The sequence below is a fragment of the Flavobacterium difficile genome (assembly GCF_011392115.1).
GTDB lineage: Bacteria > Bacteroidota > Bacteroidia > Flavobacteriales > Flavobacteriaceae > Flavobacterium > Flavobacterium difficile.
Genome location: NZ_JAAJBT010000002.1, coordinates 554,186 through 570,312, shown reverse-complemented (window position 1 = coordinate 570,312; position 16,127 = coordinate 554,186). Strand labels below are relative to the sequence as shown.

The window sequence follows — 16,127 nt, the reverse complement described above, 5'->3', positions numbered from 1 at the left end:
GTTCTTGTTTTAACTAGCTATCAAAACAAATGTACAAAACTGATTTAAAAAAGTGCAGCTATACAAAACTGAATTTTTATTCGGGAAGTATAATTTGAAAGTTTTGTTTTAGCGCACTTACACTTCCCAAACAAAAGAGTACTCAAAATTATTGTTGCGTTTGCAACACAACTAATGCGTTCGGAAAAGTTCCGAACAGCCAAACTTATATCAATTTTTAAAGATTAATTATCATGAAAAGATATTTTTATATTGCAAGTATTGTTGGATTGGTTACATCATGTACAAATGACAATACAGAGGGATTTTTACCTAAAAACAAAGAAGACATCACATTGGAACAAGCTACAATGCAAAGAGATTCTACCGCATTAGAAACGGGTGGCCAAGGAGGATCAACTCCAATTAAACCACCTAAACCACAATGATTATTATTACAATTTTATTTTAATATCTAAAATAGATTACTTAATTTCGGGGAATGATACTAAAAAAAGTACTTTTCCCGATTTTATTTTTTATGCTGTTTTCTTCCTGTAATTCTGATATTTTATCCAAAAAAAAATATGAAGAATATACCAATAAAGGAAATGATTTTTTTCAAAAAAGTCAATATGATTCGGCTTATGTTTATTTTGACAAATCGAAATCTTATGCTTCTAAAGTTAATAAGGAAAATACTATTGTATATCCTATTTTAATGATTTCGGAAATACAAAGATTAAAAAATGATTATTACGGATGTGAAGAAAGTTTAACAGAAGTAGTAAAATACGTAGATAATAAAACTGATATCAGTTATTTAACATTTATGTACAATAATTTTGCTTTGTCATATTCTGAATTGGCCGACTATAAAGAAGCCTTGAAATATTATAACTTAAGTTTAAAAATTGCTGCAACACAAAGAGAAAAATTAATAATTCAAAATAACATTGCCTACAATTATTTAAAACAAAACCAATTTAAGGAAGCCAAAAATATATTAGAAGCAATTAAAAAAAATGATTCTCTGCAAAAAGAACCTATTGAATACGCAAGAGTGGTAGACAATCTAGGTTATGCTAAATTTAAGCTAAACGATAAAAACTGTATAGATGATTTAATTGAAGCGAAACAAATTAGAGAGAAATATCTTGATGAAATTGGCCTCACTGCTACTTCAATGCATTTAGCGGAATATTACAACACAACAAACCTCAATTTAGCTAAAACTTATGCAAATAAAGCATTAAAATACGCCTCAAAAGTCAAAAATCCAGATGATAAATTAGAGGCATTACAATATCTCACAAAAGTTACTTCTGGTAAGGAATCTAAAACATATGCTATAAAATCTTTCGTTTTAAACGACAGTATCAAAACTGTAAGACAAAAGGCAAAAAATCAATTTGCAAAAATAAAATACGACTCTAAAAAAGCTATTGAAGAAAGTCTTAAACAAAAACAGCTCAAAGAATATTTTATTTTGGGAATAATTATTTTGACAATCTTTGGGCTCTATTTTTATTTTCAAATAAAAAAGAAAAATAAAAGAAAGATAAAAGAAACGGCTTATTTAACAGAAACTCGTATTGCTAAAAAATTACATGATGAATTAGCTAACGATGTACATAACGCAATTGCCTTTGCTGAAACTCAGGATTTAGAGAATCCAATAAATAAAGAAACATTATTAGATAATTTAGATACCATTTATCGCAGAACAAGAAACATTTCTAGCGAAAATAAAGATATTGATACAGGTGAAAATTATCTAGAAAAATTAAAAGCTATGATGGCTTCATATGGTTCTAATGAGATCAATGTAATCTTAAATAGTGTTTCATTTGACGATAAAAAAGTAAGTAAAGAAATTAAAATTGCAATTTACAGAGTATTGCAAGAGTTAATGGTTAATATGAAAAAACATAGTTATTGTTCGATAGTAAGTATTGGTTTCAAATCGAATAAGAAATCAATAGAAATTAATTATTCCGACAATGGAGTGGGTTGTTCTAATTTGTTAAATTTAAAAAATGGTCTTCAAAATGTGGAAACCCGTATTTTTTCTATCAATGGAACCATTAATTTTGACACTGAACCTAAAAAAGGATTCAAAGTTAAAATTGAGATACCTAAATAAGATACTATATGTTTAAAAAAGTTTTAATTGCAGAAGATTTTGATAGTATTAACATTGCCGTAAAACAAACCCTAGAACAACTTGGCGTGAAAGAAATTCATTATGCTAAATATTGTGATGACGCACTTTTAAAGTATAAAAAAGCCTGTCAAGACAAGGAACCATTTGATTTACTAATTAGCGATTTATCTTTTGTGGCTGATTATCGAAAAGTGGAAATTCCTTCAGGAGAAAAACTTATTGAAGCCATTAAAAAATTAAGTTCTAATATTAAAGTAATTGTGTATTCAGTTGAAGACAAACCTTACACAATCAAATTGTTATTTAAAGAACAAAATATTGATGCTTTTGTGCACAAAGGTAGAAATAGTATCAGCCAACTCAAAACAGCGATTGAAAGTTTATTGTATGATAAAAAATTCATTTCTCCAGATTTAGCGCATCTTTTACAAAGTAAAGCATCAAATGAAATTGACAATTATGATGTTGAATTATTAACTCATTTAGCAAGCGGTGTTTCTTTGGAAGAAATGGAACCGCTTTTTAAAAAACTAAATATCACTCCAAATAGCAAAAGCACTATTGAAAAAAGAGTAGCTAGACTTAAAGATTACTTCAAAGCGAATAATAATATTCATTTAATTGCAATTACTAAAGATTTAGGCATCATCTAAAACATGCTTATAATTTAAAACCTATTTAATTAACTTCCCACACGGATAGTATCAATTCGTAAGATTTACAGTAATGGCAAGTTTGTTTATTTAGCGAAAAAAGGCATATTAAAATAATAGTACTAAACCTGTTTTATTAATAGTGTCATAGCCATACTTTTTCAATCCTTTATTAAAATTGCTTAGGGGAAAAACTATTTGGAATTGTTTTGGATATTTTCAAAATTGTCGTGATGCATATTAACGGAATCAAAATATTTAAAGTAACCGTTTATGAAACTAAAATTATAATTTAAAACTATGTGGTCAACTAGATTAAGCGTGCTATTATTTCTAATAACGGGTACTATTTTTTCCCAGGTCAAACTACTTTCTTGGAATATAGAAAACCTTGGAAAATCAAAATCTGATGCAAACATTACTTTTATGGCAAACACCATAAAAGAGTATGATATTATTGCCCTTCAAGAAGTTGTAGCGGGTGATGGTGGTGCACAAGCTGTGGCAAAATTAGCAGAGGAACTAAACAGAAAAGGATCTAAATGGGATTATACAATTAGTGACCCCACAAGTAGTAGTGCCTATAAAACAGAGCGCTATGCTTTTTTATGGAAAACTAGTAAAGTCAAAAAAATTGGTGAGGCCTGGTTAGAAAAAAAATACAATATAGAAATGGATCGAGAACCTTACTATTGCACATTTGACTATAAGGGTAAACAATTTACTCTTGCTAATTTCCATGCCATAACCAAAAGCAAACAGCCCGAAACAGAAATAAAATATTTTAAGTTTTTACCTGATCAATATCCCAAATTAAACTTACTTTTTGTAGGCGATTTCAATTGCCCGCAATCGCATACCGTTTTCAATCCATTGAAGAAAATGGGATATAAAAGTGTCTTTATCAATCAAAAAACATCCTTAAAAAAAGAATGTATTGAAAACGAGTGTTTGGCTTCTGAATTTGATAACATTTGGTATAATGCAGCAAAAATTAGTGTGACCAATTCTAAAGTGCTTCACTTCTACACTACTTTTAAAAGTTTAAAAGAAGCCAGAGAGATTTCGGATCATATACCAATTACAACTGAAATTTTTTGCCAATAAAAGTTTTGAAAACTTTACAACTAATAGGTTAATCTTAATTAATAAAACAAAAAAAGTTATGATTTCTCAAAGAATTAAACATTATAATTCCATTGCGAAATTAAACCTAATTGTAATGTTTTATAATTTGAGGATGTTTGGTATTAATTATAACTATTTAAAAAATTGAGAATCCATTGCTTTTATCTGAAGGTTTAAATTCTGCTAACGTATCAATTTTAGCTTAGAATTAACATGCTTGTTAGGTTTTGAATTAAAGCTCATGAATGTTTTTTAATATAAATTAGCTTAGCTTAATAATAGTTTGTGATCTGAGAAAAAGATTTTTCATTTAAAAAATAAAAATTTCTTGAGAAATAAACTTGAATTTACTACAAAATTCGCAATCTTGCCAAACGCCTGTTGTGCGACGGTTTTATTTTAATATTGAGTAAATTGCGAAAAAAAATATCAAAATTATAATTATTACACAGCCATTTTTTTTCTTTTTGTCTGAAGTTTTTATCTTCTCATGATATTCAATTGCATTAGGTTCTGTTAAGAAATATCCTCTCCATGCATTATCGGGAATTGACACTACAAACTTTTCTTTGCAAGTGTTACATTTATAATACATTCTGAAATCAATTAGCCCACTTTCAAACTCGTTTTTAGATTCCAATATTTTAATTTTTTCAGACTTGCATTTTAAGTCTAAAACTTCCTCAAACTTTTCAAATTCCGTTAGAGAAGCAAAACCATAATATTGTTTATCAAAACAATCTCTACACATTTTATTCTTTCGTTTAGTATTTTGTAAGTGATTTTCCGTCTCGTTTTTCAACTTGTGGCTAACGTTCCGGCGCTTGGCGAGGTTTCGAGCTTCGGAACCGATTATTTTCTATCAAAGATAAAATTTCTTGAGATATAAAGGTGTTTTTACTACAAAATTCACAGTCTTGCCAAACGCCTGTTAGCAGTAGTTTTTTATTTTAATACGGTTTAAATTTTCTGTTTTTCGGATATCCGTGATAATAATTTACTTCGATTATAAATGCTTTCGCTCCATTCCATTTTTTAAAATTCTGCAAATTTAAAGAGTTCAATATTTTGTTACTTTCAGTTAATACTATAGAATCCATTTTAGTCAAATTCTGATAATATTTGGTGTCATTCAAATTTTCAGGAATATTATCGAAGAATAATGTATAAATTAATTGTTTGTTTTTTTTTGTTTGTTTGACAATTTTGTCAGAATAGATACTATAATAAACAGAATTATCTATCGTTGCTAATAGTCTTTCTTTGTATTTGTTATTTTTCAAGTCTTTCTCAATATAATATTTAGTAATACCAAATTCCGTTTTCCTTTTTTCAATTAACCCTTTATTAGTTGAACAGGAAATTGATAATATAATTAAGAAAATAGTTGATATGTAGATTTGTTTACTCATTTTAAATTACTGCTAACTTGTGTATGTGCGAAATACACAAATTACACATACAAAATTCAAATATAATAATTTGGTATAAACAACTCAAATTAATGGCATGAAACCATAAATATTTGTAACTAAGTATTACATTTTTAAATTTTATATGCTAACCTAAAGTATTTATAGTTTTACAAATTTCTTGAATGGTTTATTTAGTACTATTATTAAAAACAAAAAATCAAAACTGTATTTATAAATAATGTTTAACAATTGAAAATTGAATTTAATATTGAAAAAATAGTAACTATAAAAAAACTGTTGTAGTTGGTGGTATTTTATTTCATTGTAATTAAAGTGGGTAAACTTTCTATTTTAATTGAAGTCAAACAATTATATATTTTTGCTTCACTCTCAGTTAAGCCTTCTTTGAAATAAGTTAATTTTTGATCAATTTCATAACTTATTTTAACTTCAAATTCAGATGCATCACAAGCTAATATATCGTGAATACTCCAATATCTTATTTTAACTATTTCTTTAGATTTAGATTTTAATTTTAGTAAATCATCATTCACATATTCGAAAATTTTAAATCTATTTGTAGAATAATCAAAATACACAGCCTCATCACATTTCAACAGATCAAAATAATAATGCATAAATTTTTGGCGATAATCATTTGCTGGTTTAAGCATAATAACATCATTTTCAGATTCATTAATGATTTCCAAATAAAGAGTTATAATGCCAGAATCATCTCTTTCTGTTTTTTCTTTTAGGATATTGAAATATACGTTCTGTCCAAAAGAAACTTGAGAAAATAGAAAAAATAAAATTAGTATTTTTTTCATATTTTATTGTTTGTTATATGATACTTGATTAAATGTCCATAAATAAACTGATTATTTCTTATCAAAGATAATAGTACTAGCGAAACATAAACGTGTTTTTACTACAAAATTCGCAATAGCGCAAAACGTGTGTTGGCCGAAGTTATTTTATTAGGTTTCCATTTTCGTCCCATTGAGTGAAAGTGTTTTTTATTTCATTTTCATAATTAATAGTTCCAGTCAAAACGACCACTTCTTATTTCTACAGTTTCTCCTGCTGTATTGACAGCATCAAACCAGAAAGTTCCTGAAATAATAGAATTTGATATATCTAATCGAGTGATTTTTAGTTCACCTGTTTTTATAGTATTTGTATAAAAATTATTTGATAAAATTGAAGAAATATAATATTGCCCCCCCCCCGAGAAATCACCATCTTCAATTATATTTTTATTTAATAGGTATATTTGACCTTCTTCTAAATTTATTCTACTTGTTTGTATTACAACTGCCTTGACCCCTGTTCCTCTTAAATCTGCAAAATTCATTGTGAAAAAATATTCACCATTATACAATTGATAAAAGCAGTTTACAGCAGGGTTTATACCTTCTTGATGTGGTAAAAATACTTTTCCGTTCACTAAACAACCTACGGTATTAGCTCCTGTTTGGGTTTCAGGTGGTAGTTGGTCGTTAGATGAAGATGGATTGTCGTCTTTGTTGCAACAAGATAAAGTAAGGGTTAATGCTAATAGTATAAGTATTTTTTTCATACTTTGTTGTTTTAAAATGATTTCAAATAAAGTAATCTATTGTTATGACAATGTTATTTCTGCGCAATTTTGGCAGTGTTGCCACTAACGTTCTGCGGCTTGGCGCAGTAGCGGATGCTTGAAACGTTTTTTTCTTGCTAGGATAAGATTTTCCAGCGGAAAATCGAACGTTGTTCCTAAGGACAAAAGTAGCTATTGAGTCAAACCGCTTTTAGCAGATGTCGGCTAAACAATAAATATCTCGATTATATTTCTGCTTTAATTTTATATTTAACATTATCAGTGGAAACATAATCTTTTTCGATATACCATGTAATCATTTCTTTAAAAGTAAGATCGTCTCGTTCAGGATAATTATTAAAATTTGGCTTTTCTATTTTAACTGAATTGAATGTAATAAGTTCAATTGTTTTTAATGGAATCCAAATGGACAATGTGAGCAAAGTAGATAATGACGAACTCATATTAAATAACTCTCCTTCAGACAAAAAATGTTTAATGTAATCAAAGTTTTTATTTTCTAACTCAAACTTTTTTACAAACTTTTCAAGCATTTCTGCATTATCATCACCAGCAAGTCCAAGGTCTTTTTCAATTTTTGTGTCAAGTGATTTTACTTTATCCCATGACTCAGTTTCTAAAAAAGTTTTAACAGTAATGTAAGCATGTCGTAATTTCGAGAATTCTATTTCTTTAACTTCCATATTTCTTGTTTGTAAACGTCTGAGCCTATTGCTGCAACGTTCGTTCCGCGGCTTGGCGCAGTAGCTACTGCGTAAAACGATTATTTCTTGCTAATATAAGATTTTCCAGCGGAAAATCGAACGTTCTATTAAGGATAAAATAGCTATTGTGCCAAACCGCTGTTAGCAGTAGGTTTTTTAATATTATATTCAAATCCAGCATTTGTTATTTTTGTCGAATCTGTAATTTCTTCTGAAGGATTTACAATTATATTGTCTTTGTGAATTGGGTCAAATTTTGCGTAATAGAAATGGTTAATTTTTAAACTGTCAATCATATTAGTTTCTTTGTTTGAATTAAACATTGAGTAACTTATTCCAGAGCCACAAGTTTCAAAGTATTTGCCTTGATAATAAAATCCAAAATAGAATGCTGTAGTTTTTACAGATTTATCCTTTCTAACAAATTTTGCGACTATTTCGGTTTTGCTTTTCTCAATATCTTTTTCAATTACATAACTACGAATGAATATAAAGCAAAGAAATGAAACAAAGATTATTCCGTAATAATGTCCGAATTTAAGTTTTCCAATTTTGGTCATTTATTCTAGTTTTGTCTGAAACTTACTGCCAACGTTCCGGCGCTTGGCGAGGTTGCGAACTTCGGAACCGATTATTTTCTATCAAAGATAAAATTTATTGCGAAAAATGAACGTGAATTTACTACAAAATTCGCAATCTTGACAAACGCCTGTTAGCTGCTGGCTTTTTAGTTTATTCATTCGGTTCATATGCATATTTTTTTAATCTCTCCAATTCAGCATTAACTTTTATTGACCATTTTTTTTGCTGAACTTCATTAAAATATACAGAATTATCATATTTGTCTTGATAGATTTCACATTCATCTCCAAGTCGATAATAAATTTCATCATATTTATTTGTATCAACACATTTTTTAAAGTTTAGGCTATCAAATGCTTTTCTAATTTTCCTCGCGTAAATTTCTGCAATGTCAAAATGTAATTGTTCATGATCTAATGTTTTTTTTTCATTTGTAATAGTCCAAGATTTACTTTTGATAAAATAGCAAGAAAGTTGATATTTTGGAATATCGTTTTCAAAATACGCATCAGTAACTTCAATTTTATAACTCGTTATCGCCTCAACATTTATCATACTTGTATCAGCAATTCCCTTAAAATCATCCCAAACTAATTTTCTTTCACTTTTCCACAATATTTGATCATCATCATTACATTTAACTTTTTCAAAACTAAAAATAGAGTAAATAAATATAATAAAGGTTGATAGTTTTAATAATTGCATTTATATAAAATTTATTGTGTTTTACGCAAAGTTTTTCAGCTTGCAGCTAACGTTCCGGCGCTTGGCGAGGTTGCGAACTTCGGAACCGGGTATTTTCTATCAAAGATAAAATTTCTTGCGAAACGTAAACGTGTTTTTACTACAAAATTCGCAATCTTGACAAACGCTGTTAGCAGTAGCTTTATTTTTTTTCAATTTTAACTAATCCTTGTCTTGTGGCTAAATATAAGTTTCCATTGTCATCCATAGTCATCGTAGAAATATAAGAAGTAGGAATTTCTGAATTTTCATTATGATAATTTTCCCAACCATCTTTAAGGTCATATCGTATTAAACCAGCTCTGTCAGTAGAAATCCAAAGAACTTTCTCCTTTTTATCATAAACAACACAATTGGTATGATTAAATGGCATTCCAGAATTTTCAGTTGTAAATTGTTTAAAAGTTCCGTCTGCATAGCCAATTGCAATTCCTTCATTATTATTTACTTTTCCTTTTTCTTTTCTATCAAATTCATAAAGAGAAAAATAAAGATTCCCATTTTCATCTTCATCCATAGAAGTAATACATTTGCCTTTTAAAACAGTTTGAGTATGTTCAAAATTTGTCGCCTTTCCATTTTCATCTATCATTACAGTTCCGCTGAAAGTTCCTATCCAAATTCTGTTCTTCGAATCTCTTTTAGCAAAAGTTACTCGGTTTGAAGGAAATTCTTTTACTTTATTTTTATTAATATTTGACCATTTTCCCTCTTTATAAATTGTTAATCCTTCATCGGAACAAAAAAATACTTCGCCTGTTTTTATATTATTTACTATTTCATACACGCCATCTATACCTATCTCATTTGCATCGTATTTGGTCCATTTGGAATTGTCAAAACTATAGATATTTTTTTTTCCATAAACCCATTTGACATTATTATTATCTGATGCAATCGCATAATACGAAAAGAAATTTCCTTTATCAGTAATATTTTGCTCCGCATTTTTAAAAATTTTACCGTCAAAAGTCACCAAACCTTCATCGATTGTTAACCAAATTAATCCATTTTTGTCAATTGCAATGTGATCATTCATATTATTTGGAAGATTTGAGTTTTTAGTATTCCAAACAGTTATTTTATATGTATTTAGATTTTCATTTTTATAAAGATAGGTTTTATTGAATATTTCAGGACTGTTAGGTTTATCAAATGATCTCTTAAAAGCAGTCATATCCACACGTTCAATATTTCCAATTATTTTGTTCTCATTTATTGAAAAAATCATATTGATTGATGATTTTTCCTCCTTTTTACCTCCAGTAATGGCTGGGGTCCATTTTCTAAAATTGTTCAGCGCTTCTATAATTTGTAACGAAATTGGATTTTTAGATTGGTCTGTATGACTCAATACACAAGCTCGTCCTTTTGAATCAACAAGTATCTGAAACTTAACTGAACCTTTAATACCTTGTAGGTTTAATTCTTGGTTTAGTTTTTCTTGTAGTTTCAAAAACTCCTTTTCGTCATATCCTGCTTTGACATCACCACAGTCAAGACAAAATTTATCAGTTTTACAGTTATCTAATTTAATTGGAAATAAATTTTGAGCATTGGCTTGAAATGTCAAACTAGTTAAAATTATAAAAATTATTTTTTTCATTCGGGTTTTATTGTTTTAGTGTTTTTTTTTGTTTTAGTGTTTTTTTTAATAGGGTTGGTACTTATTCATGTGTGTATTGTAAAAACAAACACAAGTTAAAATTAGTAATATATAATTGTATGCATCAAATTAATGTCATAGAATATTTAAAAAAAGGTATGAAAAAGTTTCATTTGATTGTTATTACTTCATTTATTCTAGTTCTATAAGAAAGTGAAAGTTAGTATTAACGTATTTTCCATTGGCGACTTATTGATTGATTAGCAAACTTAATTTCATTGGCATCATAACTTATATTCATTTTATGAACTACACTCGTTAATAGTTAGTTAAAGACCAAAAAAAGGCGATTGCACTTTAAAGTTTTTTATTAATAGCAATGTTTCCGATGAAATAGTTTTCCAAACAGAAAGATACCAAATTATTTTGTTGTGGATGATTTTGAAAAAAGTACTAATCAATTAGATCCTGATCGTATAAAAAGTCAAAAATTAATTTATCCACTTCTGAAATTTTATCTTTATCAGCATAGCGCAACCACTCAAAACATTCAATTTCTGAAGATGCTTTTAAAACGCCTGTATAAGCTCCGGTATAACAGGTCATGCGAACCACCGTACCTTCTTCATGACCATCGGCTTGCGCTTCAAAAATACCTACAAAATTTAGGGTACTTTGAATCAAATACACATCAAGTTCCTCAGCAATTTCTCGAAGCAAAGTATCGGCATCAGATTCCTCCTGTTCGCGTTTGCCACCAGGAATATAAAATACTTTTTTACCATAACTCTTTGTAGAAAGTAAGGTTTTATTTTTAATAGCAATCCAAGCAATTTTATCAATAATTTTCATATTCTTTTACTATGTTTGATAGTTGGAATGTTTTGAAATAGCCACGCTGTAAAGAAAACAAAGCGCTACAATTATTATAATTAAATAGCGACACACCTTTTCCAAAACACTTTTATTTTGAACTAAGTATTACTTTAACTTCACTAAAGGATGATTCAAACCGTTAACATCATTCTTAATTACTTGATACTTTTTTATATGTTCAAACAATTGCGACAAGTTTTTAAACCCAAACGTTCTAGAATCAAAACTTGGATCTATTTGTCTTAAAATAATACCGACTTTGGCAATGTGGGTGCCGTCTTCTTCATTGGAAGCTAAATTGAAAGCTTTGTCTATTTTGATTAAATCTTCTCGGTCGATTTTTAGTTTTGCATGACCAGCCTTACTTTTTTCAGTTTTTAAAGATGGAACACGTTTCTTATTTGTTTTGGATTGGGTTACCACTTCCTGTGCTTCTTCTACTTCTTGCTCTACTGCCATTAGGTTTTCAGTTTGTGTAAATATTTCACAAGAATTTTTAAAAGCTACAGGAGTAGTACTGCGTCCTATTCCCATCACAAACAAACCTTGTTCGCGAATTCGTTTGGCTAAACCAGTAAAATCACTATCACTAGAAACGATACAAAAACCATCAATAGCATCAGAATGAAGAATGTCCATAGCATCAATAATCATGGCGCCATCCGTGGCGTTTTTACCCGAAGTATAAGCGAAATTCTGCATGGCATTTATAGAATTTTCATTTAAAATAGGTTTCCAACTGTTCATGCCAGAACGCGTCCAATCTCCATAAATTCTTCGAATTGTGGCTTTGCCATACTTACTCACTTCTGCAATAATTTCCTGAATTAGAGAAGCTTGCGCATTGTCTCCGTCTATCAATAAGGCTATTTTCATTTCTTTTTTTTTAGGATTCGAATCTATTCTTTTAATTAACCTTTTCTCCTACCACCTGCTACAATTTATGAAGAAAACTTCTCGCTACACTTTTGCTTCCATGGTAGGATAGAAATTGAAAAAAAGTTTTATTGGTTGCATGAAAACCACGCTCTTTTTAGAAATAAGTGACTTTAATTTCAAATGCACCACTAATATAGGATTTATTAGGGATGTACCAGCTATTAAGTTATCTTTTTAATGGAAATGCAACCACATTTTTCAATTATAATATTCTGTTAGATACGGCAGTTGTTGTGAGATACTACAAACAATTACTATTATCGAAAACAGAATCCGAAATGCAATCTTAACTTGGTATTCAAATTAATAGTTTTTTTTGGGTGTTTTATGAGTGTTTATAACGATTTGACAATCTATACCATCTGAAATCTCAAAACACACGAAACACTTTTTACTATGACAATTTTTACAAAGTAACTAATACGGCTAATCAACCCGAGTGCAAATTTAAATCAAGAGTATCCTAAGACATTTCTGCTGGGCTAATCAACAACTACCTCAACATTAGCAAGTGCTTTTCGGTATTTATTTCAAATAAAATTTGCTCGTTTCCTGCAATGATAGTTGTCGGTTATAGTATTTTCCTAGTGCAAGGGATGTAAGAAATCTCTTAGGGGTTGAGTTTGAATGAAAGGATTGGCATTCCCTTTACACAAGTTGCTATATGTAGGGTGTTGGGTATACTTCACCACAAACACTTCTTCTCTATTGTGTACAAAACTCACCAAATCAATCTGATTGCCTTTTACTACACCAACATAATCAATAGTATGAAGGGTTTCATAGTACTTTATTGCTGTTGATATTGCGCTAGTAGCTGCCTTTTCTGCTTCATTATACCATTCATAAATGATAAGTGGAGCATTAGTAGCATCCAATACTAAAATATCAATTTTATTTTGTTGGTTTGGCAAGGGAACCTCCACTAACAACTGCTGTTCTGGTACCTTTTGTTCTTCAATCAAATAAGTTAAAAAAGCTTGTCGCCTTGTTTCCTCAGGTGTCACGTTTAGTAATATTTTTCTAACCTTACAAAGGTATTTTTGTGCGCCTTGGGCCTGCCAAACTATTTTTGGCAAATATTTGTCCAAATTGAATTCAATCATTTCTTATGCTATGCTTTTCAGTGGTTGGTAGCTTCTTAAATCGGATTTTTAAACCGGTTTTAGCTTGCTTCAAATCGATTTTTGACTATGAGTACTTCACTATTCTTATGTGAAACAAGCTGTTTTCAAAAATAAGAGTATAAAAAAAAATAATTTTACGGATTTCCCGTAACGTTGATTGAAAATTTATTCGTAAGGGTTACTGCTCTATCATTGCCCAAAAAGTGGAAGTCATTAAGTAGCTTGCTAATTTTCATGAGGAAGTGAACAACAATTCTTGCAGTTGTACTGAGAGGGTATAATTTAAAACAGCTTTAAATCTTGTAAGTGTAGTGAAAAATCACAAATAATAGTCTAATTCTTGTTGTAGTGCTTTAGATATAATCCAATACTGATTTTGTTAAATAAAGTGGTATTTTGTAATACAACACATCCATTTTATTCTATAGTATTTTTATTTATTTCTTAAAATAACTACAGGATTAAATGTGCATTTCCAATTTCGACTTTTAACTTTTCATCCACCTTAACTTGCGCAGCAAAAGTGAACCAATTGTTGACGGTTTCATTAATTTCGTCAATGATTCGATTTGCTTTTTTGATGTTCATGGATTTCGCCACTGCCATAAGATCATCTCTTGTGATATGGGTTCTTTTACCGTTAATGCTTAAATTGTGTTGGCTGACCCAATTGCTATCGGGACGATAAGCAAAACAAACATCGTAAGCCGGAGTCAATTCCCATTCTAAATCTTTTTTTAGTCGAAAAGCAAAGTTTTTGGTATGGTCATCACAATTTCTTGCGATTACATTGAATACCATTCTTCTAAACATTTGCACTGCTTGCGGATAGGGTAATCGCAACATACGCATGGTTTGAAATAATTGCTCGTAACTAAAACTTGTAATTTGATTAAAATCATAGTGCTGCATCGCACACAATGTTTGGACATGGTATTTTTGGTCCCCTCCTTCTCTATCAAAACGTTTCGTCATAAAATGAGCCCTTCCGTTTTCTTCCAACAAACTGGATTCCATCATATCGATTTGGCAGGCTTTAGCCATCAAATAATACGCCATTTCTACTCTACCGAAACCGCTGCTTTCTCCAAATTGTACATCGCTTATGGAATCTAATTTTAGTAACCAATGTTCAAAACCTTTAGGTGCTAACGTTTGACCTGATTTCACTTGCCCCGTTTTTTCATTATAAGCTATAATAGCTTTTGGCCTTGCCCCACCTGCAGAAGTTCCAATCTTAAGGATATCCAACATGGCTTGTTGCTCGTCTTTGGCTAAATTCGTTTCAAATGCTTCTCTTTTAGTTAGCATTTTTTGTGACATTTGAATTAATTCAGCGACTTCAATATCAAAGGCTCTTTTATTTACTTTTAACATTGAGGGTTCAAATTCAAGTGCTCCCATTCCTCGCGATCCAATGAAACATAACATTTCAACCGGATTCATACTGTTTTCAGGACGACCGTTTTGTGCCAACCAAGTATTGATCAATTGGTTACCATAATCGTCTGGTAAAACATCTGCTAACAATCCTGGTAAGCCTTTGAAAGTTTTTGTGTTTCGTAGTTCTGGAAAAGAGAAAATTCTATTTAACCCATTTAAAATTGGCATTTTTAAAGGTGCCAAATCTATTTTCTGAGCTATGAATTTAGGGTCATATTCGAAACTTGCTGTACCTGAGTTGACATCCCAAGCCACTGCCCCTACTGTTTCTCCCCAAATTTTCACAAATGCAGTTGTTATCATTACCAATCGGATTTTTTCGGACGGTTGTTATCTGTGTTTCGAGCTCTTTTTCGCTTTTGCTGCTCCAACTTAGCCAATTGTAACGGACTTACTTGTTCTTGTATGTTGAAGCTATCCATCACATGTAGCAAGTGTAACACTCTCAGTACTTGCAATAAAGATTGCAAGTTGATTTTCCCACCATTTTCTATTTGGGTCACTGTAGAACGATTGATACCAGCTGCTGTAGCTAGTTGCTGCTGAGTTTTATTTTGCGCTAAACGATGGTGTTTTACGAAAGCTCCAATCGTTTCTATCAGCGCGTTATCATTCATTTCTAACCAGTTTTTGCTTGAAATATCCATCATAAACCACATTAAAAGCACATAATGCTTGTTATTTACAACAAAAATATAAAAATAAAATGATATAATTTTGTTTTTAAGGTAGTAGTTTTTTTAACATAAAGATTTTTCAAACATAAACCTAAAGAATTTGAAATGGTACCTCATAAAAAAACGCATTGGATTGGAAGGATATTCTCTCTAAATCCAAAACATTACAGTGCTAAAGGCAGGTGTTTTTTTTTACAAGTTGAACAATAACTTCCTTCTTCATTATAATATAAATCAAAATTATTTATAGCACTATCATTCTTGTTTTCAACCCTTAAAAGCTTTTCTGACGCCTATGTAGCCTTTTCTTTAAACACCAATAAATTAATACCATCCTTAACATCCGGATAGATATCAATATAAACCGTTTGTAGATCAACCGGAACTGCTAATAGAAAAGAAGCGGCATGTTGACTTAGACATATTTTACAGATTTCCGTATACAACCCCGATTAAGTAAAATTTCTTTTATAATATACTACTT

17 protein-coding genes are annotated in these 16,127 nt (G+C 30.0%); 4 read left to right on the top strand and 13 right to left on the bottom strand.

Features of this window, described 5'->3' with window-relative positions; translation table 11 throughout:
• The first annotated feature begins 233 nt into the window (after nt 1-233).
• The 4 genes from G4D72_RS05570 to G4D72_RS05555 all read left to right on the top strand — a co-directional run bounded on the left by G4D72_RS05570 (nt 234) and on the right by G4D72_RS05555 (nt 3,906).
• A complete protein-coding gene (locus G4D72_RS05570; RefSeq protein WP_166076633.1) occupies nt 234-428 on the top strand; it encodes a hypothetical protein in 195 nt (64 codons plus the stop codon).
• Between the two features lie 53 nt (nt 429-481).
• Complete coding sequence (locus G4D72_RS05565) at nt 482-2,125, top strand: tetratricopeptide repeat-containing sensor histidine kinase (RefSeq protein ID WP_166076632.1); 1,644 nt, start codon at nt 482-484, stop codon at nt 2,123-2,125.
• A gap of 8 nt (nt 2,126-2,133) precedes the next feature.
• On the top strand, nt 2,134-2,799 hold the full coding sequence (locus G4D72_RS05560; RefSeq protein ID WP_166076631.1) for a helix-turn-helix domain-containing protein: 666 nt from the start codon (nt 2,134-2,136) through the stop codon (nt 2,797-2,799).
• A 300-nt stretch (nt 2,800-3,099) separates the two neighbouring features.
• Complete coding sequence (locus tag G4D72_RS05555) at nt 3,100-3,906, top strand: endonuclease/exonuclease/phosphatase family protein (protein ID WP_166076630.1); 807 nt, start codon at nt 3,100-3,102, stop codon at nt 3,904-3,906.
• A 415-nt stretch (nt 3,907-4,321) separates the two neighbouring features.
• Here the strand turns inward: G4D72_RS05555 and G4D72_RS05550 are convergent, their stop codons facing one another.
• The 13 genes from G4D72_RS05550 to G4D72_RS05490 all read right to left on the bottom strand — a co-directional run bounded on the left by G4D72_RS05550 (nt 4,322) and on the right by G4D72_RS05490 (nt 15,613).
• Nucleotides 4,322-4,678: a hypothetical protein gene (locus G4D72_RS05550; protein ID WP_166076629.1), complete on the bottom strand. Its 357-nt coding sequence runs from the start codon at nt 4,676-4,678 to the stop codon at nt 4,322-4,324.
• Nucleotides 4,679-4,877: 199 nt separating this feature from the next.
• Nucleotides 4,878-5,339 (bottom strand): hypothetical protein, encoded by a 462-nt coding sequence (locus tag G4D72_RS05545; protein WP_166076628.1) that lies wholly within the window; start codon nt 5,337-5,339, stop codon nt 4,878-4,880.
• Nucleotides 5,340-5,656: 317 nt separating this feature from the next.
• Nucleotides 5,657-6,172 carry a hypothetical protein gene (locus tag G4D72_RS05540; protein WP_166076627.1) on the bottom strand — a complete coding sequence of 172 codons (516 nt, stop codon included), beginning with the start codon at nt 6,170-6,172 and terminating at the stop codon, nt 5,657-5,659.
• A gap of 206 nt (nt 6,173-6,378) precedes the next feature.
• Complete coding sequence (locus G4D72_RS05535) at nt 6,379-6,924, bottom strand: DUF6252 family protein (protein ID WP_166076626.1); 546 nt, start codon at nt 6,922-6,924, stop codon at nt 6,379-6,381.
• Nucleotides 6,925-7,169: 245 nt separating this feature from the next.
• A complete protein-coding gene (locus G4D72_RS05530) occupies nt 7,170-7,628 on the bottom strand; it encodes a DUF1493 family protein (RefSeq protein WP_166076625.1) in 459 nt (152 codons plus the stop codon).
• Between the two features lie 143 nt (nt 7,629-7,771).
• Entirely contained in the window at nt 7,772-8,209 is a 438-nt protein-coding gene (locus tag G4D72_RS05525) for a hypothetical protein (RefSeq protein WP_166076624.1), read from the bottom strand.
• Between the two features lie 172 nt (nt 8,210-8,381).
• Entirely contained in the window at nt 8,382-8,936 is a 555-nt protein-coding gene (locus G4D72_RS05520) for a hypothetical protein (RefSeq protein ID WP_166076623.1), read from the bottom strand.
• 181 nt (nt 8,937-9,117) lie between these two features.
• Nucleotides 9,118-10,581 carry a ligand-binding sensor domain-containing protein gene (locus G4D72_RS13345; protein ID WP_207784865.1) on the bottom strand — a complete coding sequence of 488 codons (1,464 nt, stop codon included), beginning with the start codon at nt 10,579-10,581 and terminating at the stop codon, nt 9,118-9,120.
• A gap of 453 nt (nt 10,582-11,034) precedes the next feature.
• On the bottom strand, nt 11,035-11,433 hold the full coding sequence (locus G4D72_RS05510; RefSeq protein ID WP_166076622.1) for an NUDIX hydrolase: 399 nt from the start codon (nt 11,431-11,433) through the stop codon (nt 11,035-11,037).
• 129 nt (nt 11,434-11,562) lie between these two features.
• Nucleotides 11,563-12,333 carry an NYN domain-containing protein gene (locus tag G4D72_RS05505; protein WP_166076621.1) on the bottom strand — a complete coding sequence of 257 codons (771 nt, stop codon included), beginning with the start codon at nt 12,331-12,333 and terminating at the stop codon, nt 11,563-11,565.
• 647 nt (nt 12,334-12,980) lie between these two features.
• Nucleotides 12,981-13,502 carry a type I restriction enzyme HsdR N-terminal domain-containing protein gene (locus tag G4D72_RS05500; protein ID WP_166076620.1) on the bottom strand — a complete coding sequence of 174 codons (522 nt, stop codon included), beginning with the start codon at nt 13,500-13,502 and terminating at the stop codon, nt 12,981-12,983.
• Between the two features lie 474 nt (nt 13,503-13,976).
• Entirely contained in the window at nt 13,977-15,269 is a 1,293-nt protein-coding gene (locus G4D72_RS05495; protein WP_166076619.1) for a type II toxin-antitoxin system HipA family toxin, read from the bottom strand.
• Complete coding sequence (locus tag G4D72_RS05490; RefSeq protein WP_317165227.1) at nt 15,269-15,613, bottom strand: helix-turn-helix domain-containing protein; 345 nt, start codon at nt 15,611-15,613, stop codon at nt 15,269-15,271. Before G4D72_RS05490 ends, G4D72_RS05495 begins: the two co-directional genes overlap by 1 nt.
• Between the last annotated feature and the right edge of the window lie 514 nt (nt 15,614-16,127).

Bases quoted from the DNA above. Each gene is read 5' to 3' on its own strand.
- G4D72_RS05570 (WP_166076633.1), top strand. From the start codon at position 234: ATGAAAAGATATTTTTATATTGCAAGTATTGTTGGATTGGTTACATCA.
- G4D72_RS05505 (WP_166076621.1), bottom strand. From the start codon at position 12,333: ATGAAAATAGCCTTATTGATAGACGGAGACAATGCGCAAGCTTCTCTA.
- G4D72_RS05535 (WP_166076626.1), bottom strand. From the start codon at position 6,924: ATGAAAAAAATACTTATACTATTAGCATTAACCCTTACTTTATCTTGT.
- G4D72_RS05510 (WP_166076622.1), bottom strand. From the start codon at position 11,433: ATGAAAATTATTGATAAAATTGCTTGGATTGCTATTAAAAATAAAACC.
- G4D72_RS05490 (WP_317165227.1), bottom strand. From the start codon at position 15,613: ATGGATATTTCAAGCAAAAACTGGTTAGAAATGAATGATAACGCGCTG.
- G4D72_RS13345 (WP_207784865.1), bottom strand. From the start codon at position 10,581: ATGAAAAAAATAATTTTTATAATTTTAACTAGTTTGACATTTCAAGCC.
- G4D72_RS05525 (WP_166076624.1), bottom strand. From the start codon at position 8,209: ATGACCAAAATTGGAAAACTTAAATTCGGACATTATTACGGAATAATC.
- G4D72_RS05560 (WP_166076631.1), top strand. From the start codon at position 2,134: ATGTTTAAAAAAGTTTTAATTGCAGAAGATTTTGATAGTATTAACATT.
- G4D72_RS05555 (WP_166076630.1), top strand. From the start codon at position 3,100: ATGTGGTCAACTAGATTAAGCGTGCTATTATTTCTAATAACGGGTACT.
- G4D72_RS05550 (WP_166076629.1), bottom strand. From the start codon at position 4,678: ATGTGTAGAGATTGTTTTGATAAACAATATTATGGTTTTGCTTCTCTA.
- G4D72_RS05520 (WP_166076623.1), bottom strand. From the start codon at position 8,936: ATGCAATTATTAAAACTATCAACCTTTATTATATTTATTTACTCTATT.
- G4D72_RS05540 (WP_166076627.1), bottom strand. From the start codon at position 6,172: ATGAAAAAAATACTAATTTTATTTTTTCTATTTTCTCAAGTTTCTTTT.
- G4D72_RS05565 (WP_166076632.1), top strand. From the start codon at position 482: ATGATACTAAAAAAAGTACTTTTCCCGATTTTATTTTTTATGCTGTTT.
- G4D72_RS05495 (WP_166076619.1), bottom strand. From the start codon at position 15,269: ATGATAACAACTGCATTTGTGAAAATTTGGGGAGAAACAGTAGGGGCA.
- G4D72_RS05500 (WP_166076620.1), bottom strand. From the start codon at position 13,502: ATGATTGAATTCAATTTGGACAAATATTTGCCAAAAATAGTTTGGCAG.
- G4D72_RS05545 (WP_166076628.1), bottom strand. From the start codon at position 5,339: ATGAGTAAACAAATCTACATATCAACTATTTTCTTAATTATATTATCA.
- G4D72_RS05530 (WP_166076625.1), bottom strand. From the start codon at position 7,628: ATGGAAGTTAAAGAAATAGAATTCTCGAAATTACGACATGCTTACATT.